Source organism: Pontimonas salivibrio (assembly GCF_002950575.1).
GTDB lineage: Bacteria > Actinomycetota > Actinomycetes > Actinomycetales > Microbacteriaceae > Pontimonas > Pontimonas salivibrio.
This window is the reverse complement of sequence record NZ_CP026923.1, coordinates 421,211-444,886: the sequence shown is the minus strand read 5'-3', so window position 1 is coordinate 444,886 and position 23,676 is coordinate 421,211. Positions and strand designations below refer to the sequence as shown.

At 57.8% G+C, this 23,676-nt stretch carries 28 protein-coding genes and 1 tRNA gene; 9 read left to right on the top strand and 20 right to left on the bottom strand.

All coding sequences use genetic code 11. The annotated features are described in order from the left end of the window. Window positions 1-55: 55 nt before the first annotated feature. The 15 genes from C3B54_RS02415 to C3B54_RS02345 form a co-directional block, all read right to left on the bottom strand. The gene (locus tag C3B54_RS02415; protein WP_104914215.1) at window positions 56-523 is read right to left on the bottom strand and encodes a fasciclin domain-containing protein; all 468 of its coding nucleotides are present in this window, start codon (window positions 521-523) and stop codon (window positions 56-58) included. Between the two features lie 244 nt (window positions 524-767). Next, window positions 768-1,172 (bottom strand): DUF805 domain-containing protein, encoded by a 405-nt coding sequence (locus tag C3B54_RS02410; protein WP_104913083.1) that lies wholly within the window; start codon window positions 1,170-1,172, stop codon window positions 768-770. A gap of 88 nt (window positions 1,173-1,260) precedes the next feature. Continuing rightward, complete coding sequence (locus C3B54_RS02405; protein ID WP_158665480.1) at window positions 1,261-1,551, bottom strand: putative quinol monooxygenase; 291 nt, start codon at window positions 1,549-1,551, stop codon at window positions 1,261-1,263. 84 nt (window positions 1,552-1,635) lie between these two features. Continuing rightward, window positions 1,636-2,220 carry a fasciclin domain-containing protein gene (locus C3B54_RS02400; protein ID WP_245867979.1) on the bottom strand — a complete coding sequence of 195 codons (585 nt, stop codon included), beginning with the start codon at window positions 2,218-2,220 and terminating at the stop codon, window positions 1,636-1,638. Between the two features lie 325 nt (window positions 2,221-2,545). Continuing rightward, window positions 2,546-2,884, bottom strand: coding sequence for a HigA family addiction module antitoxin (locus tag C3B54_RS02395; RefSeq protein WP_245867978.1), 339 nt, complete (start codon window positions 2,882-2,884; stop codon window positions 2,546-2,548). Further along, window positions 2,871-3,047, bottom strand: coding sequence for a type II toxin-antitoxin system RelE/ParE family toxin (locus tag C3B54_RS02390; RefSeq protein WP_245868032.1), 177 nt, complete (start codon window positions 3,045-3,047; stop codon window positions 2,871-2,873). The genes C3B54_RS02395 and C3B54_RS02390 overlap by 14 nt, the downstream gene beginning before the upstream one ends. Before the next feature lie 467 nt (window positions 3,048-3,514). Further along, entirely contained in the window at window positions 3,515-3,916 is a 402-nt protein-coding gene (locus C3B54_RS02385) for a hypothetical protein (RefSeq protein ID WP_104913080.1), read from the bottom strand. A 147-nt stretch (window positions 3,917-4,063) separates the two neighbouring features. After that, window positions 4,064-4,585, bottom strand: a complete 522-nt coding sequence (locus tag C3B54_RS02380) for a hypothetical protein (protein WP_104913079.1) — start codon at window positions 4,583-4,585, stop codon at window positions 4,064-4,066. 179 nt (window positions 4,586-4,764) lie between these two features. Then, the gene (locus tag C3B54_RS02375) at window positions 4,765-5,856 is read right to left on the bottom strand and encodes an N-acetylglucosamine-6-phosphate deacetylase (protein ID WP_158665479.1); all 1,092 of its coding nucleotides are present in this window, start codon (window positions 5,854-5,856) and stop codon (window positions 4,765-4,767) included. A 495-nt stretch (window positions 5,857-6,351) separates the two neighbouring features. Beyond that, on the bottom strand, window positions 6,352-7,269 hold the full coding sequence (locus C3B54_RS02370) for a sugar phosphate isomerase/epimerase family protein (RefSeq protein ID WP_158665478.1): 918 nt from the start codon (window positions 7,267-7,269) through the stop codon (window positions 6,352-6,354). 59 nt (window positions 7,270-7,328) lie between these two features. Further along, complete coding sequence (locus C3B54_RS02365; protein WP_158665477.1) at window positions 7,329-8,777, bottom strand: FGGY family carbohydrate kinase; 1,449 nt, start codon at window positions 8,775-8,777, stop codon at window positions 7,329-7,331. Between the two features lie 164 nt (window positions 8,778-8,941). Next, complete coding sequence (locus tag C3B54_RS02360; RefSeq protein WP_104913075.1) at window positions 8,942-9,688, bottom strand: sugar isomerase domain-containing protein; 747 nt, start codon at window positions 9,686-9,688, stop codon at window positions 8,942-8,944. Further along, window positions 9,685-10,524 carry a carbohydrate ABC transporter permease gene (locus C3B54_RS02355; RefSeq protein WP_211286315.1) on the bottom strand — a complete coding sequence of 280 codons (840 nt, stop codon included), beginning with the start codon at window positions 10,522-10,524 and terminating at the stop codon, window positions 9,685-9,687. Before C3B54_RS02355 ends, C3B54_RS02360 begins: the two co-directional genes overlap by 4 nt. Continuing rightward, entirely contained in the window at window positions 10,524-11,438 is a 915-nt protein-coding gene (locus C3B54_RS02350; RefSeq protein WP_158665476.1) for a carbohydrate ABC transporter permease, read from the bottom strand. Before C3B54_RS02350 ends, C3B54_RS02355 begins: the two co-directional genes overlap by 1 nt. Window positions 11,439-11,475: 37 nt before the next feature. After that, window positions 11,476-12,666, bottom strand: coding sequence for an ABC transporter substrate-binding protein (locus tag C3B54_RS02345; RefSeq protein WP_158665475.1), 1,191 nt, complete (start codon window positions 12,664-12,666; stop codon window positions 11,476-11,478). A gap of 353 nt (window positions 12,667-13,019) precedes the next feature. Between C3B54_RS02345 and C3B54_RS02340 the strand changes: the two genes are divergently transcribed. Next, window positions 13,020-13,856: a GntR family transcriptional regulator gene (locus tag C3B54_RS02340; protein ID WP_158665474.1), complete on the top strand. Its 837-nt coding sequence runs from the start codon at window positions 13,020-13,022 to the stop codon at window positions 13,854-13,856. 49 nt (window positions 13,857-13,905) lie between these two features. Here C3B54_RS02340 and C3B54_RS02335 read toward each other — a convergent pair whose 3' ends face one another. Together C3B54_RS02335 and C3B54_RS08740 are read right to left on the bottom strand one after the other, a co-directional pair. Continuing rightward, window positions 13,906-14,700 carry a glucosamine-6-phosphate deaminase gene (locus tag C3B54_RS02335; protein ID WP_104913070.1) on the bottom strand — a complete coding sequence of 265 codons (795 nt, stop codon included), beginning with the start codon at window positions 14,698-14,700 and terminating at the stop codon, window positions 13,906-13,908. Window positions 14,701-14,870: 170 nt separating this feature from the next. Further along, the gene (locus C3B54_RS08740) at window positions 14,871-15,038 is read right to left on the bottom strand and encodes a hypothetical protein (RefSeq protein ID WP_158665473.1); all 168 of its coding nucleotides are present in this window, start codon (window positions 15,036-15,038) and stop codon (window positions 14,871-14,873) included. Here C3B54_RS08740 and C3B54_RS02330 point away from each other — a divergent pair. Further along, on the top strand, window positions 15,037-15,993 hold the full coding sequence (locus C3B54_RS02330; RefSeq protein WP_281256247.1) for a nucleotidyltransferase family protein: 957 nt from the start codon (window positions 15,037-15,039) through the stop codon (window positions 15,991-15,993). The two genes, C3B54_RS08740 and C3B54_RS02330, sit on opposite strands and share 2 nt — an antisense overlap. Before the next feature lie 8 nt (window positions 15,994-16,001). Here C3B54_RS02330 and C3B54_RS02325 read toward each other — a convergent pair whose 3' ends face one another. After that, window positions 16,002-17,327 carry an ATP-binding protein gene (locus C3B54_RS02325; protein ID WP_245867976.1) on the bottom strand — a complete coding sequence of 442 codons (1,326 nt, stop codon included), beginning with the start codon at window positions 17,325-17,327 and terminating at the stop codon, window positions 16,002-16,004. 193 nt (window positions 17,328-17,520) lie between these two features. Next, window positions 17,521-18,288 (bottom strand): hypothetical protein, encoded by a 768-nt coding sequence (locus C3B54_RS02320; protein ID WP_158665471.1) that lies wholly within the window; start codon window positions 18,286-18,288, stop codon window positions 17,521-17,523. A gap of 200 nt (window positions 18,289-18,488) precedes the next feature. Here C3B54_RS02320 and C3B54_RS02315 point away from each other — a divergent pair, with 200 nt between their 5' ends. The 5 genes from C3B54_RS02315 (at window position 18,489) to C3B54_RS02295 (ending at window position 21,856) form a co-directional block, all read left to right on the top strand. Further along, window positions 18,489-18,743: a type II toxin-antitoxin system Phd/YefM family antitoxin gene (locus C3B54_RS02315; protein WP_104913066.1), complete on the top strand. Its 255-nt coding sequence runs from the start codon at window positions 18,489-18,491 to the stop codon at window positions 18,741-18,743. After that, the gene (locus C3B54_RS02310; RefSeq protein ID WP_104913065.1) at window positions 18,740-19,138 is read left to right on the top strand and encodes a type II toxin-antitoxin system VapC family toxin; all 399 of its coding nucleotides are present in this window, start codon (window positions 18,740-18,742) and stop codon (window positions 19,136-19,138) included. The genes C3B54_RS02315 and C3B54_RS02310 overlap by 4 nt, the downstream gene beginning before the upstream one ends. Before the next feature lie 43 nt (window positions 19,139-19,181). Beyond that, complete coding sequence (locus C3B54_RS02305; RefSeq protein WP_211286313.1) at window positions 19,182-19,484, top strand: ArsR/SmtB family transcription factor; 303 nt, start codon at window positions 19,182-19,184, stop codon at window positions 19,482-19,484. Window positions 19,485-19,602: 118 nt separating this feature from the next. Next, a complete protein-coding gene (locus C3B54_RS02300; protein WP_104913063.1) occupies window positions 19,603-20,517 on the top strand; it encodes an SDR family NAD(P)-dependent oxidoreductase in 915 nt (304 codons plus the stop codon). A gap of 163 nt (window positions 20,518-20,680) precedes the next feature. Then, complete coding sequence (locus tag C3B54_RS02295; RefSeq protein ID WP_104913062.1) at window positions 20,681-21,856, top strand: IS481 family transposase; 1,176 nt, start codon at window positions 20,681-20,683, stop codon at window positions 21,854-21,856. A gap of 55 nt (window positions 21,857-21,911) precedes the next feature. Here C3B54_RS02295 and C3B54_RS02290 read toward each other — a convergent pair. Continuing rightward, window positions 21,912-21,984, bottom strand: a tRNA-Ala gene (locus C3B54_RS02290). A gap of 60 nt (window positions 21,985-22,044) precedes the next feature. Between C3B54_RS02290 and C3B54_RS02285 the strand changes: the two genes are divergently transcribed. Both C3B54_RS02285 and C3B54_RS02280 read left to right on the top strand, forming a co-directional pair. Next, on the top strand, window positions 22,045-23,046 hold the full coding sequence (locus C3B54_RS02285; protein WP_104913061.1) for a Gfo/Idh/MocA family protein: 1,002 nt from the start codon (window positions 22,045-22,047) through the stop codon (window positions 23,044-23,046). A 110-nt stretch (window positions 23,047-23,156) separates the two neighbouring features. Beyond that, on the top strand, window positions 23,157-23,642 hold the full coding sequence (locus C3B54_RS02280) for a hypothetical protein (RefSeq protein ID WP_104914212.1): 486 nt from the start codon (window positions 23,157-23,159) through the stop codon (window positions 23,640-23,642). The last annotated feature ends 34 nt before the right edge of the window (window positions 23,643-23,676 follow it).

Sequence of the window (23,676 nt, the reverse complement as noted above, 5' to 3'; positions counted from 1 at the left end):
ATCCCCAGAGGGGACTGGTGGCTAGGCCGGCAGTGCGCCTAGACCCGCAATGTGACTAGGCCAGCAGTGCGGCAGCGTCAACTCCCGGGGGAAGAATCACTGCGTCAATGACGTGGATGACACCGTTTGAGGCCAACACGTCGGTAGCGGTCACCGTGGCAGAACCATTGAGGGTGACGGTGTCGCCGACACTCACGGCAATCGTGGAACCTTCAACGCTGGCCACATCACCAGTGGCAACATCGGCGGCCATGACCTTGCCGGGGACCACGTGGTAGGTGAGGACCTTGGTCAACACCTCGCGGTTTTCCTCAACCAACAGGGCTTCCACGAGACCATCGGGTAGTGCCGCAAATGCGTCGTCGCTGGGGGCGAACACCGTGAAGGGGCCTTCACCTTGGAGGGTGTCGACCAAGCCGGCGGCACTCACCGCGGCGACGAGGGTGCTAAATGTTCCCGCACCGGTGGCGACAGAAACAATGTCGCCTAGTTCGTTGGGTGATTCGTTGTGCGAATCAGTCATAGTGATCTCCTTTGTGGGGATGGCCCGCCAGGTGTGAACGTGCACAACCTCGCGCGACGGGCCGAAGCGCGGTGATGTCTTCACGCTAAGACCCCAACATGGCCGGGAGCCATCTAACAGATGTGCCCCACCCCCCAAAACCGATACGCACGGCTAGCCCACAGGCTGCGAGCCCATCCGGGCGTGTTGGGTGGAGGAGTTCCCGCCGAGTGAGAGCCTCAGCGGTGTGTAAAGCGCAGCAGGCTTAGACGCCGCCGACGTCAACACCTTTAGGATTCGGGCCGTATTGGTTGTCTCCGGGGGTGGAATCCAACACATAGAAGACGAACAAGACGATGGAACCAATAATCGGGATAAACCCCAATAACACCCACCAACCGCTGCGGTTGGTGTCGTGAAGGCGACGCACCCCTAACGCGATTACCGGCACAATAATGGCCAAACCAAAGACAATGGATAGCGGCCCCGACCCTTGGTCGAGTAAGTCTTGCGACCACAAACCAGCGAAGAGCTGAAGGTCAACAAACCACAGCACAAACGACACCAACACGAGGAAAAGAACAACCCACCAGTAACCACTGCGCTGGGTGCGGCCCTGAAAGTTCGCGTAGTTGGAGAAAAATGACGAGACTGCTTGACCAAATGACATAAGGGGCTCCTTCACGCTGGTTGTGTTTCGAGCCTACGCCCCCATCACCGCGCCACGCCAGAGGGGGACAGTCCCTCACGGTGACACATCAGACAGACGGATACATCTCGAGACGTGTGGCCGGACTGGCCAACAGCGGTGTGAGATCCCTTTTTAGACGGGCGATAGCGGGCTCGTCAAAATGGGCCTGCCAGTGCTCCCTCGTCGACCACCGCTCGATTAACACCACGCTGTCATCCACCGCGCGGTAGAGCTCATACAGCTCACAACCGGCAGCACCCCGAATGTCATCAAGCTCTTGTGCGACCACGGCTTCCACCTGATCGGCACATCCGGGCAAAGGTTCCAACGTCACCACTACCGAGCACGGGTTCGACATGGCGACAGTGTAAATCGCCGGGGTGAGTGGGGCACGAAAAAGGGCCAGTGGCATATGCCACTGGCCCTTTCACGAGTCGATTACTTACTCGACGAGTGTTGCGGGGTCCACGCCTTCGGGCAGGATGACCTGGTCGATCACGTGGATGACACCGTTGGAGGCTTCCACGTCAGTAGTCACTACCGTGGCGGTGCCGTTGAGGGTCACCTGGTCGCCAACTTCAACGGCGATGGTGGAGCCTTCAACAGTGGCGACATCACCGGTGGTGACGTCGGCAGCAAGAACTTCACCGGGCACAACGTGGTAGGTGAGGATTTGCTGGAGAACTTCGAGGTTCTCTTCCAGCAGGAGTGCGTCAAGCACGCCTTCGGGGAGAGCAGCGAATGCCTCGTCGGTGGGTGCGAAGACCGTGAACGGGCCTTCTCCCTGAAGAGTCTCTACCAGTCCGGCAGCCTCAACGGCGGCAACGAGAGTGGTGAATGAACCCGCTTCAGTGGCGACGGCGACGATGTCACCGGCCTCGGGCTCCGGTGCGGGCTCTACTTCTTCTTCGACCGCTTCGGTCTCTTCAACCGTCTCTTCAACGGTTTCTTCCATTTCTGGTGCGACCTCTTCGTCAGCTGCTGCGCAGCCAGAGAGCACCAGGGTGGCTGCTGCAAGTGCAGCCATCAGGCTTTTCTTCATGTGTTACCTCCGTGATTGTGTTCAGAAGTGATGCAAACGCCACCTGGATGGTGTCCGGGTGGCGCACTTTCCACAGTAGGAAGCCCAGATGTTTACCGGCTGTTTACCCGATGCGTAAGCGTTGTGGATTGGCACCGAATGGGTTGTGTGGAGCCTTGGTGTGGGCTGTACGCTCGGAAAGTTTTCTCGGAAAAGTCTTGCCTAAGAAAAAGAGGGAGAAAGGGAGGAAGGGGATGAAGAATGAGAGAGAAAAGGGCTCAGCGGTCGACCGCTCTCACACCACACGCTTCATGTGTGACACCCTCGGCGCTCACCCCTGGTGAGGCTGAATGCGAGCGTACGTCTCGCTGTGGGCGCGGGCCGTGCGAGACAACTCCCAATTGGTTTGCAGGCTAAGCCAGAACTGGGGAGTGGTGGAGAAAAAAGCCGCCAAGCGCAGCGCGGTATCCGCGCTGATCGCTCGCTTGCCACGAATGATTTCACTGATGCGAATGGGGGGCACATCTATTGCGCGGGCAAGGCCACGTTGAGTGATTCGGGCCGGGCGCAGGAAATCTTTCAACAAGATGTCTCCAGGCGCAGCTGCGGCAGCCATCGGCTGCTGGCGGTTTCGAGGAATCAGCGTCCGAGAACTGTCAGTGATAGTCAATGATTTCAACCTCCTCGGGCCCGTCAGGACCCCAACAAAAAATAATGCGCCACTGTCTGTTTATCCGAATACTCCACATGCCCAAGTGATTCCCTCGCAGTTTCTCAAGAGCGAGCCCTCTCGTGGCGTGGAGATCGGACAGGGCATGGGCTGCCTCCAACACCGTCAGCCGGCGCAACGCAGCGAGACAAAGCCTCGGATGCCATCGTGATGGGCATTGACCATAAAACACCTTTTCTGTCGCGGCAGTCCCAAAAGAGCAAATCACGCGCAAAACGTAACGCGCCACGTTACATTGTTGCACGAGTTATCCCCCACTCCACTCGTCTCCGCCTCACATCCGTTAGCCCAGCCACACGCATGAGGGCAACAACCGGCGAGGAGCCACGTCCCTAAGGCGCGCTGTTCACCCGAACGGGAAGGGCCCGAAAAGTGTCAGGATGCACGGGCCAAACCGGCTGATGCCCAGCGGTGTCAGCCAAAAATGAAGACCACTGAAGTACTCAAGGGCACACCCTTCGGCCGTAAGCGCCGCGTGCGTCCCCGCCTTGGAGATTGATTTCCGGCTTAGTCGACCCTGGTCCGGCGGACCCGAAGCAGGGCAACACCAATCAGGAGTAACGCAGCCGCCTAAGTCAGCCCCATCAGGACTGCGCTTTCCGGCGCACCGGTCCTCGCCAATGTCTCCCCGGTGACAGCAACGACACCTCCCACTGGTGAATCAACTGACGCGAATCTTCCATCAGCACCCACGCTAAAGCGCTGCACCAAGGTGAGGTTGGTTCCGTCTTCGGTCTGCGCCGTCAAGGTCAGCGAGTGCGCGCCCGGTGAGAGTCCCGCCGGAAGAAACACGATTTCTTCCATCGCGGCAGAACTACCCACCACATCATCCGCGAGGACCATCGGATTCGAACGCAAAGTCAGCGTGTATCCAGATCCCGTCCGGAGCTTCACCCCAGCAATTTCTACTTGCGCCCCGGTTGCTGAATCGCCAACTCCGGCCAAAAGATTGAGGTGAATCCCCGGCGTCACGTTGATGTCGGAATTGTCTGATCGGGTCTCAATGTCCGAGCCCCCAGAATCTTCTTCCTCAGAAAGAGCTGGGGTGAGGAAGCTGAGAGGAAGCAGGCTCGCAGTATCAATTTCCCAATAATTGAGGGCTGTGCGTGCATCAATCTGTTACACACGACCGGTTGGCACGGCTATTGAGACCTCAGTTACTCCAGGAATCACTCCGTCGCCGAACCCAAACCCGAAGCCGACACCATCATCCCCGGATAGCGCTACGTTCGGGTCGTTGTAACTATAAATTGAGCACTCTCGCCCATCGAATACATCATCGGCGAGGTTTGATGTCACGCTGAAGAGCAGTTCTCCTCCACCGTTCTTACAGTCACCCGAAGCATCGAGTGTGAGACCTGTCTCACTCACGTCGTTGTCGGGATTTCCGCCCAGGACAAAGATGCCCGGAAACTGCACATAGAACCACTCAAAATCTGTTGCGTCGCCGGTGAGGTCGGCTCCCAAAGTGATGGGTTCCGCATTCGGCACCCCCTCCGCGCCGTCCACGAAATTAGTATCAAACCCCGGCCAACTGGCTTCGCCCACAACAGTGCCCGCCGCCCAGGCGATAGAGGGCGCAATGACGAGCGCCACAGCGCTCACAATGATGGCGGAAAGCTTTTTCAACACAGCAAACATCCTTATCTAAGAAGAATGTAATTCAGATTACACGAATATGCGAAAAATATTAACGGCTCAGTACTTACAAAGCGTGGCCAGCTTGTTAGATGTTCACACGCGAGGAATTAACTGGAGAATCAAGGCTCGTAGGAGGCGTGCGGCATTCAGCACACGCCGGCTGCTGGGGGACTACAGCGTCAAAGTGCGCTCACACGGCCGTCACGAAGAATATGGGTCAGTTCCATGTCTGTCGACCAGACCAACAAATTGGCCGGTGCCCCTGGATTTAGGCTTGGAGCGTTGAGGCCATAGGCGTGGTGGGGGTTCACCGTTGCGGCGTTGATCGCGAGAGTCGAGTCAACTCCCCAGCTGGCCACGTTGGAGACCGAATCACTGAGTGTCAGAGTGGACCCCGCGAGTGCTCCCCCAACCGTCCGTGCGACGTTGTCTTGAACTGTGACCGCAATCCCGCCCAGACGCGCAGCCCCATCACCTAGGCCGGCAGCAGGCATGCTATCCGAGACCAATACGACCCGTGCAGGTGCGCGGTCGAAAAGTAACCTCACGAGGCTCGGGTGTACGTGGTGACCATCTGCAATAACTTCAATCCAGGCACCACAATCGATGGCGGCAAGTACCGGGCCGGGCTCGCGAGCAGCAATCTGGTTCATTGCATTGAATGCGTGGGTGAGGACTGTCGCCCCTTCTTCAAAAGCCGCAACCATTTCGGCGTAATTGGCCTCTGTGTGGCCGAGTGCAACTGTGACGCCCTGAGAAACAAGCCAACCGATCACCCCCTCGTCAACCGATCGAGGATCAAGGGTGATTGATGTCACCACATCCAGATAGTCGCCAACGAGAAGCTTGACCTGTTCAAGGGTTCCAAATCTCAGAAGGTCCCGATCATGGGCACCGTGTTTTACCGCCGAAAGGAAAGGTCCTTCAAGGTGTAGGCCCAGAAGTTCAGTGCGGGCGGCCCGGACCATGCGCGCCGCGTTCAATGTGCCCCGAAGGTCGTTTTCATTGAGCGTCACGGTACTCAGTTGCACCGCGCCTACACCACAGGCGAGGTAACCTTCCAGCAACTGCTCTAACTGCTCGCTGTCGGGCAGGACGGCCATGCCGCCCCTGCCATGGGTGTGGGTGTCGGCCAGCAAAGGGGACACAAAGGCCCCTTGGATACTCTTCTGGCCGGCAGCTGGGGTGAAGCCCCCGCTTCCCCTAATGAGAGTGTCTCCCCACAGCAAACCGTTTTCGCCAGGCCTGTCAACACTCCACACGTCCGTCACACAACCAGCGTATTCAATGGCCACACGAACACCCTCGACCGATACACAAAAGCAGGCCCGGCGTGCCTCCAGTTTCCTGAAACGCCCATACGGCAGACCCTTCCCCCAAGTTCTTTGAGTGCGCCAGTTGTAGCAACAAGCTCACTGGTGGAGCAAGACCGCTGAAGTTTTGAGTCCACCACAACGACCCTCATCGATGCCCGCCTACTCTCATACAAAGTCTCTCTTGTCGTGTGAATAGCACTGAGAGATACCGTGGCCGAAAACTTCTCACCGGTTGGCCTTCATCATTATTCAGATTAACTTCCCCACAAAACCGGCTGTCTCCTTGGTGAACGGCGGGTCGGACAGCTCGCACGGGAGACTCCTGAACCAAATGCAAAATCAGACACCGTGGCGTGGGGGAAGGCCGGCTGCGCGCCGCAGTGAAAACGCAACCGACCTTTCCCCACAGTATGTGGGGCTCCCGTTTAGGGAGCCCGTCGGGTCCGAGCCTTAATCCTCGAAATGGGGGGCGAGGAATTCGTAGGCTTCCAGCGAGGCACGGTCCATGTCTGCCAATCCAGGCATGTCCATGTCACCAACACCTCCCGGTCCTCCTTTGAACCACCCTTCCCACTCAACACAGACGTACCCGTCATAATCAATGGCTCGAAGCGCTTCGGCGTACCTCGCGAAGTTCACCAGGCCACCGCCGAACCAACACATGTTCCAATTACCGATCACGCCCGTAATGTCCTTCGCGTGCACGTGGTCGAGATAGGGCGCGAATTGGCGGAACGCTTCCTCAATTTCCATATGGGGTCGGATTCCAAGCTCCATGCCACCAAAATCAACGGTGACTCGGACGTTGTCTAGGCCGACACGCTCAATAACTTCCAGCGTCACCGCAGGAAGGTTAATAAAGGTCTCCTGGTGGGGCTCGATGCTAAAGGTCAACCCTCGCTCGCCCGCATACTCGGCACACTCCTTGACCATATCGACCATGATTTGCATCGCTTCTTTGCGAGACATCAACATGTAGGTCTGAGGCAGGTAGTAACCAGCGATATAGGCCACAACGGTGCGAGCACCAATGTCAGCGCTGAAATCAATCGCCTTCTTCATGGCCTCGATCTGCTCCCGCCGACGCCAATGTTGAGGGGTCAACGTCAGGAAGTGGGCTCCTACCGAGGCGATCTCCATCTCCTTGTCGGCGACGTAGCCTTTGAGCTCCCGGGAAAGCCTGACGTACTCCTTCTCGTCAAACTCCAGAAATCGGGTAAAGAAGAAATCTACTGCGCTATATCCGTATTCCTTCGAGCGGTCGACACACCACTCGATTGGCTTATCACCCCAACTGTTGATGGGAACGCCTGTGACGCCCATTTCTCCGTAGGGGTTGTTCGGCCATATTTCATTTGACAGTTTCACCGTCTTCTCCTTCTCTGTTGATGGTTTTTGTTGGAACATCAAATGGTGGCGACACCGGATCAGGACCCATTAATTAGAAGAGACGAGAAGTGTTGGAAGCGTCGGCGCGCTTGCCTGTCCCTGCCTTCTTCAGATGTTGGCGTCACCCGATTGGCGGATTGGAGGACCCTGCCCGACACGTCCCCGACGTCGAGGGCCTCGGAGCCCACGGCAGCCAACACAGCAGCCCCGAGCGCTGAGCCACCCTCGGGCAGGTGGTAGACGGAAATATCGAGTGTGTTCGCCAGCAAATCACGCCAACGACGCGACCTGCTCACTCCCCCGACGAGGATGAGGTTCTCCGGTTGAGCACCGAGAGCAGACACCTGATCAACACTGTCCGCGCACGAAAATGCGACGCCCTCTAGGACGGCGGCAGCAAAATTTTCGGCGGAGTGGCTTGGGTTTTGGCCCAAGAAACCCGCTCGCACCGCGTCGTTCTTTGACGGCGCGGCAGACCCCATCATGTACGGAAGGTAGGTCAACCCCGCAGACGAACTTGTCCCGCCCTCCGCAATGTCCCAAATAGTCGGCGAGAAGCCAAAAGTATTTTGGGCCCACGCCGCACTTGCACCAGCGGCGTAGGAGGAGGACATCGCGAGCATCCCTTCTCCCACTGCCGGGTGGAAAAGAAAACCATTCGGATGGCGTTGGACCTGAGTCAATCGCATTGCTTGAGCGGCGGTTCCCGCGTTGAGGCAGACCGTCTGACTATCGGTTACCCCGGCACCGACAACGGCTGCAGAGACATCTCCCGCACCACAAAACACCGGCGTTCCCTCGATGAGGCCGGTTTTCTCAGCTGCCTGCCGCGATACACCACCGCGCTCCGCCACAGAGTCGTCGATCGGCGGCCCAAGCGTCGAAGTCGCTCCACATAATGCAAAGAGGTCATCGTCCCATTTTCTGGTGGACGGGTCCCACAACAGGGTGCCCATAGCATCTGACGGATCCGTGGCGACGTCACCAGTAAGCAGGTACCTCAGATAGTCCTTAGCACCCAGCCAGGTTGCGGCACGCTGAACCGTTGATGGTTCGTTGTCAACTAGCCAGGCAAGCCTTGGTGCGGTAAACGCCTCGACTACCTGATTGAGTCCCCTGGCCTGGAAGAGCGGCTCCCGAGCCAAAACTTCAGCCTGGCTCGATGCCCGGCGGTCTGCCCAGGTAATCGCTGGCCGCACCGGTGTGCCTTGCTCATCGACCAATAGCAGTGTGTGCATCTGGCCTGAGAGGCCGATAGCTGTGATCGACGCTGGGTCGACAAGTTCAAACAGGTCCGACAGGAGGGAATGGAGAGCAATTTCCCACCCGGCTGGATCCTGCTCATGCGCGTCACCATTGACGAGTGAGCGATGCTCTCGGCTCACAACACGGGCAATCGTCCCTTCACGAGGCTCCCACAGCAAACCTTTCAGCGTGGTGGTTCCGATATCTAGACCGAGCACGAACTGTCCGTTAATTTCTCTCACCTCCATACCGCGTCACCGTCCGAGCTGCTTTGTTGCCAAGAAGGAGGGGGCGTACTTGGCGTGCTGGGACGGGAGAGGCCCAGTTACACCAAGCTCAACACCGTCGGCTACGCCCGTCACTTCATTCCCCCGTTTCCTCAACGTCACTAATGGCTTGAAACTGCTCACAAATGCGGCACTCGTTGTTCAATCTGTTTCACTAGCTTCTGGTTGTGTTCAATTGCTCCGTCCATCCCGGCACTTCGGAAGATGTCTGGTGCGATCCCCGATTCGCTGACCAGGCCCATGGCTTGCACCAAAACCGCATTCAAAATCGTCAGTCCCACCACCGTCGAACCCGGCCCAATTGCGGGCACACCCTCAGCAATATGCATCAGGGCATCCCCGGCGGGACAGTGATTATCAATCACGATGTCTGCCACATCGGCCAAAGTGACAACGCCATCCTCCGCCTGTGCACTGTATTGGCGAGACGTGATGGCCAGGGTGTGAATTCCTCTTTGCTGAGCAGTTTGCGCGACTTCCACCGGGACAGCATTCTTGCCGGAGTTCGACACCACCAATAAGACATCTTTTTGAGGATCGATTGTGTAGCCGGACAGAATCTCCTCCGCGTGGCCTGCCTCTCGCTCCAACGTGGTCGACTTCAATGCCCCTTCATGGAGCATGAAGGGAGGTTTAAAAATCGGGCAAATTCTCGTCGCGCCACCTGCCCGGAAGAAGGCCTCTTCAGCAAACATGTGAGAGTGCCCACTTCCGAAAATGAACAGCAGTCCGTGGTTCGCAAAACACTTCGCAACCGACGCGCTGGCCTCATTTACAGCGTGAGATTCGCTGCTGATGACGGTGTCGAGTAGACGGCCGATTTCTGCGAAGTATTCACCACTGAAGTTTCGATTACCGAGCATCATTTATTTGCCCCACTCATCAAGCCGCCCACAAAGAACCGGCCCACTACAGCAAAGAGGAGAACTGTGGGCAGGAGGGTGAACACAGCACCGGCCATGACTAACCCCCAGTCGACCGTGTACTGGCCGATGATCGCCTTCAGCCCGATGGGTAGCGTGTCCAAAGAGTCTGAGAGCACGAACTGGGAGGCGAAGACAAACTCTTTCCAGGCGTACACGAAAGAGAAGACCGCAACGGTTGCCACTCCGGGCGCGAGCAGAGGGAAGACCACTTGTGTCATCGTGCGAATCGGACCGGCACCATCCAACGCTGCCGCCGCATCGAGGTCGTCAGGAATGGAGAGCAGGAACCCTCTAAGCAACCAGGTGCAAAAGGGAGCGGTGAATGCGACATTCACCAGGACCAAACCAAGGTGAGTGTCGATGAGACCTAGGCGGAAAAGTGTTCCATATAGGGGGACAATTAGTAGTGTGCCGGGAATCATGTAGGACAACAAAATGATTCCCGCCAAACGCCCACTACCGGGAACCCTCAGACGGTACAAGGCGTAGGCGGCGGCCATCGACACAATGATTGTGACAACCATTGTGGCTACCGCGACGCTCGCACTGTTGGCAAGGTAGGTCGGATAGTCAGTTGCGGTGAATAGGCGCCGAAAGTTGTCGAGCGTTGGAGTTTCAGGAAAAAGGGTGGGCTCGCGCCGGATAATCTCTTCGCGATTTTTGAATGCCGACATGGTGACCCAGTACAGCGGCCCTAGAACGACAATCGTCAGGCCTGCCATAGCGAACCATCGCGGAAGCGATGATGCCCATGTCCGTGAGGGAGAAGTTTTCATCAGTCCTCCTTTGGCCTCGCGAAGCGCACAAACGCCAGCGCTGCAATCACGAGAATCAGTACCGTCAGGACACTTGCTGCCGCCGCCTCACTCGAACGGAACGCTCCAAATGCTGTGTTGTAGACGTACACAGGCATCGTCGTCGTCGCCTCAGCCGGACCACCTTCAGTAATGAGATAAATGGAATCCAAGACGTTGAAGGACCAGAGGGAGCCGACTAGTCCTAAAGCGAAAAGAATGGGGTGCATAATCGGAAGGACCACCGAGATAAATGTCTGCCAACTGTTGGCGCCATCGATCTTGGCCGCCTCCATTACTTCGTGGGGCACTGTGGTCAAGGCCCCGTAGATCACCACGGCTGAGAGCGGGAACCAGTGCCAACTGTTCACCAAAATAATGGTGAACAATACGACGCCTGGATCGCTAAAAGGCGAACCCAACGAGAGTCCGAGATCCTCTAGGGCGCGGTAAATGACTCCATAGTTACTATTGAGCATCCACTGCCACACGATGGTCACTGCCACGGTGGGAATAACCCACGGAAGCATCACCCACACTTGGGCTAACCGAGACCACAGCCCTGGACGCTGTAACAACAACGCCGTGGAAAAGGCGAGGATAGTTTGGATAATAAGGTTCAAAAGGAGCCAGATTCCCGAGCGTCCGAGCGCGTCCCAGAAGCTCGCATCTTGAAGAATCTTGATGTAGGTGGCGAAGCCGACGAAGTCCGCTTCGCTACCGATCACTCTTTGGTTTTGGAAGCTTGTCCACACGGCATCCACAATCGGAACAGCAATCACTAATGCCATCACGATCAAGATTGGGGCAACCAGACTGTAACCCAGGGTCAATTCGCCGGGGTTACGCCTACGAAAATTCGCGGGGCTGGGGCGCCCCGCGCGCGCCTTGCGCACGCGGGGCACCTTCACCTGTTCGGGATTAGCCATCGGTTTAACCGATTGCCTCTTCCATTGCCGACTGAGCCCATGCAACTGCCTCAGCCGGTGTTTCACCATTTACGTACACTCTCTGAATGGTTTGGGCGAGAATGTTCTGACCCGAAATATCACCGATTCGGTCGATGTATTGGCCATCAACGAATCCGAAGAGGCCACCACTGTCGGCCTGTTCGAGCATCACATCGACACACTCGGAGTACGTGTTGATGATTTCGCCCGATCGCCACGCTTCCGTCTGAGAACTGTCGGAAGTGACGGGCAGGAACAAGCCCGGCTCAGCGTCAAGGAAACGACCATAGACATCCGGCTCCATCAGCCACTTCAAGAAGTCAGCAGATGCGGCCTGACGATCGGCATCCTCCGCGAGGACCATTGCCCCATTGGAGTAGTAGATGCTTCCCGCGGAACCACCGTCATCTTTCACGGGAATCGGTGCGCAACCGAGGTCTTCCGGCTGCAAACCAGATTCGGCCGTCCAAGGAGCAAGGTACTGACCTTTCTCCACGGCCATGGCCGCAGAACCGCTGTTCAGCGCAGCTTGGGGCTCGCCCCATGCATAGTTGGCTGAATCTTCTGGCGAGAACTGCAAGAGCTGGTTGTAGAAATCGATGCTCTCGGTTACCTCGGCTCGGTCAAATGCAACCGTCCCGTCGTCACCGAACCAGTTGCCAGCACCACCAGTCAGCATGAAGCTGTAAGCGACCTGGTCGGACGCAAGGTTACGGCCAGCAGGTACAGCGATTCCGGCCCGGTCATCGGTGGTCAACGCCTCGGCCGCGGCCAGGAGTTCACTCCATGTTTCGGGCGCCTCTAGTCCTGCTTCTTCAAGCATGGGCTTGTTGTACCAAAGCAACTGAACCATCCCGTACATTGGAACGGCCCAAACGTCGCCGTCGTCGGTGTAGGAAGCCGTTGCAGCCGGAATTAGTCCGTACTGTGAATCAATCTCATTGACCGTTTCCGTCACGGGCTGCCCGAGACCCAGGTTGCGCACGTAGGTCGCGAAATCGGGGATTGCAAACAAGATGTCTGGCTGCGCACCGGACTGTGCTGCGGCAGCGACGCCTTGGTAGACCGAATCCCATTCCTGAACCTGGACGGAAACGGGAATAGCCGGATCTGTGGCGTTGTATTCGTCCGCCAACGCTTCCCATGCCTCGACCCGGTGCGGCACACTCTCCATGTGCCACATGACTAACTCAGATGACGATGCTGAAGACTCTCCCGAGTCACCAGCTTGACCCCCAGCGTCCGATCCGCCTCCTGTGGCGCAAGCGCTCAGTGTCAAAGCACTCAACGCTGCCAGCGACAATGCTGACATTCTCTTGGAATGCATTGCTTTTCCTTTCCTCTATTGATCGCCTGGTCGTTCGGATCAATTTCCGAACGCCCCGACTCACACAATTGTGCTCTAGAGCACTATAGCCACAGATACGGATATCTGCATAGACCTAGCGGTACCAAAATTTAAAATGTTATCGTCACAATGAGAAATCGTTTTGCCAGTGGAAACCTGGTTAGCCTGGCGGGAGAAGAGTGAAACGGGACACGAAGTACCAGCAAATATCCGAGGAAATGCGCTCTAGATGTCAGAGCCTTCCTATGGGTTCTCGCCTGCCCGCTGAACGCCAGCTCGCTGAAGAGTTCGGTGTCAGTGTGATGACAGTGCGTCACGCACTCGGAGTCCTGGCCGACGATGGCTGGGTGCGCAGATCGGCGGGTAGCGGAACTTTTGTGAGCCGGCCGACCGTTTCAATGGGGCCCTCCCTGACGTCCTTCACCCAAGACATGATGCGTCGCGGATTTACCCCCTCCTCAACGGTTATTCGCGCGGAGGTGGTCACTCCTGATCTCGACACAGTGACTCGACTAGGGCTTCGACCGGGAGAAATGGCTTTCCTCGTCGAGCGCTTACGGTATGCCGACGGGGAGCCAATGTGCCATGAAATCGGACTATTTCCCCAACACCTAGGCGCTCTGCTTCAAAACCAGGACCTCGAGGGATCGCTTCACCGCGCCCTATCCGAGCATGGCGTTGTTCCACGATCCACCCAGCGATCTGTCCGCGCGGTAGTCGCAATGAACCGCGAGTGTGAACTGCTTGACCTCCCAATCAACTCGCCGGCGCTGGAAATCGTCGACGTGTTTAGCGACGCGCTGAGCCGACCCATTCACTATGTTCGCTCGCGCTATCGCTTTGACCGTTACGAGGTCCTCACAAACATCGCCACTCCTGACGGAACCCATTCCGCAGATTTTGATACAGCCGACACTGTTCGACACTCTGATCCCGCGGAACGTAAATCCAGCCAACACGACTTTTTTGGAGAACAGAAAGAAGAAACCGGCCAGCCCCCCGTGGTGAGCTCTTAACTCTGTTACCTCACGAGTACTCTGAGTGAATGTTGACAACCGGAGGGCGCTACGACAACCGCCAACTTTGCCAATCCGGCTTGTTCTCCCACACGAATTTGTAATACCGCAGCTGTTCGAGTCGACTTGCTGCACCCTCGTCAAGGATCACGGTGGCGTGAGGGTGTAACTGAATAGCGGAAGCAGGACACGAGGCGGATATCGGCCCTTCTACGGCTGAGGCCACAGCCTCTGCCTTTTTGTCGCCGAAGGCAAGCATTACTAAAGAACGTGCTTCGAGAATAGTCCCGATTCCTTGGCTAATGCAGTGAACAGGAACATCCTCCGGCTGACTGAAATACGCCCCATTGTCTCGCCGAGTGTTTTCCGTCAGGGTTTTTACTCTCGTCCGAGACCCGAGAGAAGAACCTGGCTCGTTGAATCCAATGTGCCCGTTCGATCCGATGCCAAGGATTTGGCAATCAATGCCGCCGGTATCCAGGATTGCTTTTTCAAAATGGTCACCTGCGGTGGCGATCGTCGCAACATCCCCGGAAGGGACAACAAGACAGTTCGGATCCAAGCCGAGCACTTCGATGAAGTGTTCCTCCAAGAAGTGGCGGAAGCTTTGAGGGCTTCCCGGTTCCAGCCCGACATATTCGTCAAGCGCGTACGCCTGAAGCTCACCGAGATCAATTCCAAACTGCTTCGCCAGCACAGCCATCTGACGGTACAGGGACACCGGGGTTGCCCCGGTGGCGACCCCCAATCGAAGAGCTGGTTTAGTGCGCACTTTCGACAAGATCAGTTCGGCGGCAAGCGCACTCGCGGAATCAGGTGAATCAACAACGACGACTTCAGTCACAATCACTCCTGGAGCTATGAAAGGAAAGGTCAGCTTAACCGAGCGCCGACAATCGTCGGTCCCCCTACACTCTGGGTTCACGGAAAAATTTGGTTCTCCCGTTGGTTCCTTTAGGCTCGGAGATGGCCTGAAAGTGCGGTGAAAAATGCGAGGAGAAGCCTCTGACTTTCTCACGCGATGAGCTGCTCCCACGACTGCGAGTCGCTTTGGCCCACGAGACAGGTGCCGCGTTGGCGGCGGATGAGACTCTCTGGACGACCACCGAACAGATCGTCGAACAAGCCATTAACCACCGCATTTCGCTGGTCATACTTCGAGCCAAAAAAAACTTTAGGCATTACCCCGAAGCAGGCAGAGGTTCTCGAAAAGGATGTGGCGGCCCACCTCGTCGCTGCCTCCCTGCTCATCTCCCAGACTGCGTCACTCTCCGGTGCACTTACCGATGCCCACATCGACCACCTGGTCTATAAGGGCGCGGCGTTGGGGGCCCTCCAGGGTGGGGTGTCCTCCAGGGGTGCGGGTGATGTGGACGTGCTGGTGGAGCCAGAAGATATCCCCCGGGTTGATTGGGTACTGAAAGATCGGGGATACCGGCCCGCCCAGCAACTGCCCCCTGTGGGCCACCGGGGCAGTTGGAAGTTCATCACCACGATTGATCGTGAAGTGGCCTACACCGGCCGACCGGTAGGCGTGGATGTGCACTGGCGCATTAGCCCCCCACGGCACCTTTTTGCCACACCGCGCGAACTATTCCAGCGCTCCATAACCTTGGATGTCGGTGGGGTGGGGGTTCCCACCGCGGCAGCGGGGGACGCACTGGCCATGGCGTGCTTCCACGCCTACTATGACCGCTTTTCCCAACTGCGCGCCATGGTCGATATTCACCGGTTAATCCCGCTTGCCCTGCAGTCACGCCTGCCGCCACTCAGTCCAGCCCTTGGCCGACTGACCGCAGGCGTGCTGACCCTGCACCGGGAGCTTTTTCCCGGCATTGTTGATGACGAAATCACCGAACTTCTCACTCTCCTGCCCAAGCCACTACCGATGGTGCGGAAGGTGTGGGAGCGCTGCGGGGGCGATCCGACCTGTCGGGAGGCCACCCGGCATCCAGGCCTGCTGTGGCAAAGGTTCCTCGCAGAACTCGCCTACGACCACCCAATAGAGGCACTGCCCCGGTGGGTGGCGAAACGCTTAGTGTTCTTCCCCCCTGCCACAGCGGTGGGACAACACCAGAGCCTGCCGCGAGCCTTCGGCTCGCAATTGGTGCGTATTGCCCAGGGCCGGGCGTCGTAGTGAGAGTCTTACGGACCCAGTAGGGCCAGGGGCACCACCGCCACGCCATCCGGGCGGCGATACGCGAAGCGACCGGTGTTCACCACCACCATGTCGACCATCCGTTCACCCAGTTGATCTTTTAACCACTGCAGGTGGCGGACGTCACCATCGTTCACCGTGTCGGCCAGTTTCACTTCAATCCCCACAATGCGACGCTGGTCGTCTTCGACAATCAGGTCAATTTCTCGCTCGCCACCGCTGGTGCGCAGGTGTCCCGTCTGGGCGCCGTGCGCCTCGGCGTAGACCCGAACCGACTGGGTCGCCAAGCATTCAAAAAGCGCACCTAACCACGACCCCGTATCGCTTGCTACCCGCTCGCCCTGCCCGACCAGCAGCCCACCTCGGGCTACTCCCACTAAACGGGCAGCGAGGGCCGGGTCGACCAGGTGGTGCTTGCTGGCGAGGGTGAGGCGCTTTAGCGGGGCGAAGCTTGGCTGCCAAGCGGGAAGCGGATCCAGGAGGAACACCCTGGTGAGGTGTTCACGGTAGGAATCCACTGTGTGCCTGGTGGGCTTGTTTCCTTCACCCGGTGTGGCCGCATTAAGAATTTTGGCGTAGTCCGCTGTTCCAGATGTGGCGGCCGCGTAGGCACGTAGCCACGCCATGAGTGCACCAGGCCGTCGAATACTGACCCCCATCTGTTCGAGGTCACCCTCCACGACGCGCTCCAGGTAGCTGTCGATTGCTCGAGTACGCACCTGGTCATCGAGTTCGCGTATTCCGGGGAAGCCGGAGCGGAGGATTTCGTCGACGTAGTCTCCGAGCGAAAGGTGTGTCTCCCCGTCGATGGCGTGCACCTCGTCGTTGGTGTGTGGGCTGTCAAAAAGTGCTCGGAGGGACACGGTTGGGGTTTCCAGTCCGCGCTCAGCCAGCGACAGTGGGCGCATGACCAGGCGCACAATGCGCCCCGCACCACTGTGGATGCGCACAGTGGGTTGCACTCCTGAGGAACCGGCCAGGAGAAAACGTCCGCGTGCCCGGGGGTCTTCGTCGACAAGGTGGCGCACCCGATTCCACAGGTCGGGAACCAATTGCCATTCGTCGAGGAAAACCGGAGGCGTCAATTCGGCAATTGCATTGGGGTTAGCACTAATCACGTCAAAAGTTTGGGGGTCGTCGAGGGAGAGGGTCGTGTGTGCTCGACGGCTTGCTGTGGCCGTTTTTCCCACGGCTTTGGCTCCCTCGATGGCGATGGCGGGTAGGCCGGCCAGTAACTGATCGAGTGTGTCATCGACGATGCGTCGCTGGTACCCCTGCGCCATACTCTCACCGCCCTTCGCCCTATTATACATCTGCGCGCCTTTCTATTATACATTTACACAGGTTTCGATTAGACATTTGCGCGGATTTCTATTGCACATCTATGCAGAGCACGGGCCGCGTGTCACGGCAACGCTAGGGGCGACTTCAGTCCACTCCGTGATGTGTCCCTGACCCAGACCTAATACCCAGTGCAAATACCCAGTGCTAACTATTTCGTGGCGCCTAAGACTGGCCCAGGAGCTCCTGGAGGGCAGCGAGGGCTTCTACCGCTTCACCGCGTGTGCCCTGTAAACCTTTGACCTGACGCGACACGGCCGCAATGGCGCGCAAGGACTCTTCTGGTCTCGACTGCGCACACAGGGTGTTTTCTAACAGACTGAAGGCCACATCCCCTGGCTCTAAAGGGTTCAGGGCCAACACCTCTTCGGCGTCCGAGCTATAGCGGACGTCAACCACATGGGTCGGGGCATACAGAGCATCATCACGCTCTATGGGGACCCTGGTAATGCTGCCATCTGGCTCTCGGCGTCTAATCGGTCGAGGCCAACCTCGCACCCGACCAGAATTCACATCGACCAGGGTGTATTCGTCACTCAAGATCCGGTGCCCGGCACCCAGTGCCGCGTGAGTGAGGGAGGATTTTCCAGCGTGGGACCTCCCCGGCACGATGACCACGTGATCGCCCAACACCATCAACGCCGAGTGGATGGCCACATACCCATCAAGTTTTTCTGCCACATAGAGACCAAAATCAGATTCGAAGCGCAACAGGGACGACACGGAGTCAAGGTCCACCGAGAAACCCCTGGAGGATTCCCCTCCAGGAGCGTCGACCACTTCACCGCCAAACGGTGGCCAGTAATCACCACAGACCGAAGGGGCTTGATTGCCCTCCACACCCTCCGGCCAGCCAGTGACCACCACATCGAAAAAATCACCGTCGTCGAGTCGAACCCAGAGGGTCTTCGCCTCGAGCGATTCCATAGACACGATTATCGCTCACTACTTGGGGTGCCAGAGCGTTGGTGTGGGGCTGTGGAATACACAAAGCCCAATCGGTGCTGGGCCGCTACCCTCGGGCCCATGACTGATCACTGCCCCATAGACGCACACGAATGCAGTGCCACACCACAGCGGAAAGCCAACATTCGCCTAGTATTAGCTAGGTTAGCTAATGTACGCTGTGGTGCATGACGCAAATGGTAAACATGCATGACGCGAAATCGAGACTGTCAAGTCTCATTGCCTCTGTCGAGAACGGCGAAGAGGTGATTATCGCGCGGGCAGGCACGCCCGTGGCGAAAATTGTCTCCTACGCAGAGCCGGCTCACCCGGACAGGTTCGGCAGTCTGAAAGACATAGTTCCGTACATTTCTCTTGACGCCTGGGAACGCTCAGATCGTGACATGGAAGACGTGTGGAAGCTGCGGGGCGAAAACCTGTGACGCCACAACCCGGAGTGTTGCTCGACACCCATGTTCTGTTGTGGTCGCTAAACGGGGCACGAAAGGTCAGCCAGCGTCTGATTGGGGTTGTGAACTCTGAGCGACCCGTGTTTTTCTCTGCAGTGTCGATTGTAGAAATTGCCATTAAATCACAGCGGGGCACGCTGCCCGATATGGGCGACCTTGTTCCGCACCTCCAGCTGGCCGGATTTGTTGAGCTCACCCTTGATTCGGCCAGTGCTCAAGAGATGAGTCGATTTGGGGGACTGGCCCGGCACGACCCATTTGATCGAATGCTGGTCGGGCAAGCAGCAGCCCACAAATTGAACTTCGAAACCGCAGATCACACACTGCTCTCACTCGGCATGCCCTTTATTTATGACGCCACTCAATAGTGGTGGCGTTCACTAGGACATCGTCGATTGCTAGCCTGTGCCTATGGGGAACATGGACGAGGTGCGGGCAATAGCCCGCGATTGCTCCGAGATCTTTTTGGCGCTGGGCGACCATCAGCGACAGGACATCCTCATTCTGCTCGCCACCGAGGGCCCTTTGAACGTCACGGAAATCACTCGGAATATGGACCTGTCGAGACCCTCCGTGTCACACCACCTCAAGGTGCTGAAGTCAGCGGGGTTGGTCAGCGTGGAAAGTAAGTCTCGGGAGAACTTTTACACCGCCCAGTGGGCGGATGCTTCCGCCAAGCTCCTGCCTTTCATGAAGAAGGTCTTGAAGGCGTAAGCGGCCCCGTAGGCGGGGGCTGTTGACACCCTCCCTATCCGTTGATACGTTGAAACGCATCAACCTGTTGTCTGGTCATCACCGTGATGTAAGACGACCTCACCCAAAGGGCCCCTCAATGACATTCACCACCGAATCCATCCCCCCGCTTCACAACACTGTGGCACTCATCACAGGGGGAAACGGCGGACTGGGCTACCACAGCGCACTCGCACTCTCCGCCAAAGGAGCACACGTCATCTTGGGCTCACGTGACCCCGACAAAGGCGCGCAGGCGCGGGACACCATCACCTCCCAGCATCCGGATGCCTCCATCGAAGTACTTCCCCTCGACCTCGCCTCACTCGCCTCAATCGCTACCGCAGCCCACACCGTGACCTCCACCCATAGCGCGCTGAACATTCTGATGAACAACGCCGGAATCATGGCGCTACCTGAATCGACCACCGAAGATGGGTTCGAATCACAGTTTGGAGTAAACCACCTCGGGCACTGGGCGCTGACCGCCCAGTTGATGCCGCTGTTGACCCAGACACCAGGTGCACGAGTCGTTACCACCACAAGTACCGCCCACCACTTTGCCAGCGGCATCAACCACACAAACCCCCACCTGCGGGGCAAGTATTCGCCGTGGGGCGCCTATGGGCACTCAAAACTTGCCAACTACTACTTCGCTCTAGGCCTTCACAAAAAAGCCCAAGCGGCAGGTATGTCAATCATGAGCATGTTGGCCCACCCCGGCCTCGCCCACACCGACCTCCAAGTGCGCACCGCCGCCGAAGGCGGCGCGGGAGCATCCGGGGAGTTCTTCAAACGCTTAGCCGCCACAAGAGGCATGACCGCCGCTGACGGAGCACTGCCTCAACTGCGGGCCGCAGTAGACCCCGACGCTCAAAGCGGTCAGTTCTATGCGCCACGAAAGGTCAACACGGGTGACCCCATCATTCGGCCGTTCCTGCGACCCTTCGCACAATCACAGATCGCCAAACTGTGGGCACTGTCCGCGCGGGAGACCGGTCTCGCAATTCTGTAGTGGTGAGACCACACTCATAGAGGACAAAACGGTTGGCTAGAACTATTCACGCCGCTTGCGCGGAACGTGGACCTGAGGGTGTCCGGGTTCACCGCTTAGGTGACACATGAGTCGGGGCCCCAGTGACACTGATGAGTCGCGCCATTGGTGACACTCTGGCGCCATGTCGAAAGCCAAAGTTGTCATCTTGTCCATCGTCCACCAGGGGCTGTCTGTCACCGAGGCAGCCGCCGTTCACGGCTACAGCCGCACCCACATTTATCGGCTTCTTGAGCGTTACAACACAGGCGGTATCGACCCGGTCGAACCCCGCCCTCCGATTGCGAAATCCCAACCCCACAAGACACCCGAACCACTGCGCGAAAAAATAATTGAACTGCGCACATCACTCACCAAAATGGGCCTGGATGCCGGCCCAATCAGCCTCCAGTGGTATCTACAACGCGAGGGCCTGCCGGCACCATCCACCTCCACAATCCGCCGCATCCTCCACCAAGCCGGCCTCATCGTCGCCCAACCCCAGAAAAAACCCAAGAGCGCAACCCTCCGGTTCGAAGCCGCTCAACCTAACGAAACATGGCAATCCGACGTCGTCCACTGGTATCTCCAAAACGGCACCCGCGTCGAAATCCTCGGATGGCTCGATGACCATTCCCGATTCCTCCTATCAAGCACCTGTCACCACAGCGTCACAGGCCAACGCGTGGTCGATGACTTCACAAAACTCATCTCCACGTTCGGACCGCCTTACTCAACACTCACCGACAACGGTCAAATATTCACCTCGCGCAGCACAGGCGGGAAAAACGCCTTCGAATACCTCCTCGCCAAGCACGGAATACGACAAAAGAACGGACGCAAAAACCACCCCCAAACCCAAGGCAAAATCGAACGATTCCACCAAACCCTTAAACAATGGCTGCGCGCCAAACCACGACCAGAAACCCTCCAAGAGCTTCAACAGCAACTCGACCAGTTGCGCCACCACTACAACCACACCCGACCTCACCGATCCCTCGGCGGCAAAACACCACACGAAGCCTACGAATCAGGAATCAAAGCCACACCAGACCAACCACCCATCACCCACGCCTGGCGAATCAGACACGACCACGTCGACAAAGACGGAAAAGTATCCCTCCGACGGGCAGGCAAAATGCACCACCTCGGCGTCGGCCGCACACACCGCCACACCCCAGTGCTCATACTCGTCGACAAAACCAGCGTCACCATCACCAACGAACAAACCGGCGAGCTACTGAGCCAACACCAAATCGACGAAAACAAAAGCTACTGGCGAAACCAACTCAGACCACCAGGACGCTGGCCCACAGAATAAAAACGTCACCCAAGGCGCGACTCATCTGTCACCTAAGGCGCGACTCTTCACAACGTGGACCTGAGGGGAATCGAACCCCTGACCTCTTCATTGCGAACGAAGCGCGCTACCAACTGCGCCACAGGCCCTAAAGCGCTCCCAGATTAGCACCGTGGTCTAGGCGACAGCGTGGGGTTTAGGGTCGAGGGATGACACCCTTGCGAATTGGAATTCTTGGCGCCGCTCGAATCACTCCCGACGCTCTGGTCATTCCCGCTGGACTGCTCGGACACGAGCTGGTGGCCATCGCGGCGAGGGATCAACGCCGCGCTGAAGCGTTTGCCGCCGAACATCGCGTGGCGAGGGTTCACGAGAGTTATCAGGACGTAATTGACGACCCAGATGTGGACGTAGTTTACAACCCGCTACCCAATGGCCTGCACGGGCCGTGGAATATTCGGGCACTGCAGGCAGGAAAACACGTGCTCAGTGAGAAACCTTCTGCCAGTAATGCCACCGAAGCGCGTGCTGTAGCGAAAGCGCACCAGGCTTCTGGGGTGCGGTTCATGGAGGCATTTCACTACCGCTACCACCCGGTGATGAAGCGGATGGTGGACATTGCGGGCAGTGGTGAGATTGGCGAGATTGAACACGTCGAAGTGGTGATGGGTTTTCCGCTAGATAACCTGCTCGACCCACGCTGGGATTTTGACCTCGCCGGGGGTGCGCTGATGGATGTGGGCTGTTACGCATTACACGGTATTCGCAGTGTGGGGGTGGCGATGGGCGGTGAACCCACCGTCACTGACGCCAAAGCTGTCCTACGAGATGACGACCCGCGGGTCGATAGCGAACTCTTCGGTGATGTGGTCTACCCCTCGGGGGCGAGCGCCCACTTTCGCTCCAGTTTTGTCCTACCCGAAATGACGTTCACCATGCACCTTCGGGGCACAACCGGTGAAGCCTTGGCCCACAATTTTGTCCTCCCCTCACTCGATAACCGAATCACCGTGGTCACAGCTGGCAACAGCACGACGGAGCGCTACGGCGATCAGACCAGCTACACCTACCAGTTGGATGCCTTTGCTGCGCATGTGGCTGATGGCGCGGAGATTTATTCGGACTCGCACGATGCCCTCATCCAGTCTGAACTGATGGATGCCTGTTACGAGGCAGCCGGTTTACCACTTCGGCCCACCAACACCATTTAGCTCCGGCATTCTCAGCAGAACCCCTTCTGCCCGTGTCAACCACTGACGCGGTCTGCCCGGCCCACCGACTCAAGCCTTCTCCCAGTGCGCTGGCTTACGCTCGAGCTCTGATGAACCTTCGCGATCGTATCTACCAACTCGATGCCCTGATCATTCGTTTCATGAACGCCATCGGGGTTCCGTTCCTCCGGGTCGGCATTGGTGTGGTGTTTATTTGGTTTGGTGGCCTCAAAGTGGTGGGCTTAAGCCCCGCCGAAGACTTGCTGGCTGCCACCGTGTATTGGTGGACTCCAGAAATCATCGTTCCGGTGATTGGCTACTGGGAGGTTCTCATTGGGGTGTTCTTCCTCATTCCCCCACTGACACGGGTGGCCATTTTTCTCCTCGCGCCGCAAATGGTGGGCACCTTTCTGCCGCTGGTTCTCTTGCCCTCAGTGTGCTGGGAGGTGTTCCCTTGGGGACTCACCCTTGAGGGTCAATACATCGTGAAAAACCTTGTCGTCATTGGTGCGGCGGTCGTGATCGGCTCCCGCGTGGAGGCGGTTCGTACTGAGCGCCGCCTCGCCACCCGGGAAATTCCACTACCTACCCAGTAGGTCGGTGCCAGTACGGACTCGGCACCCAGTGTGG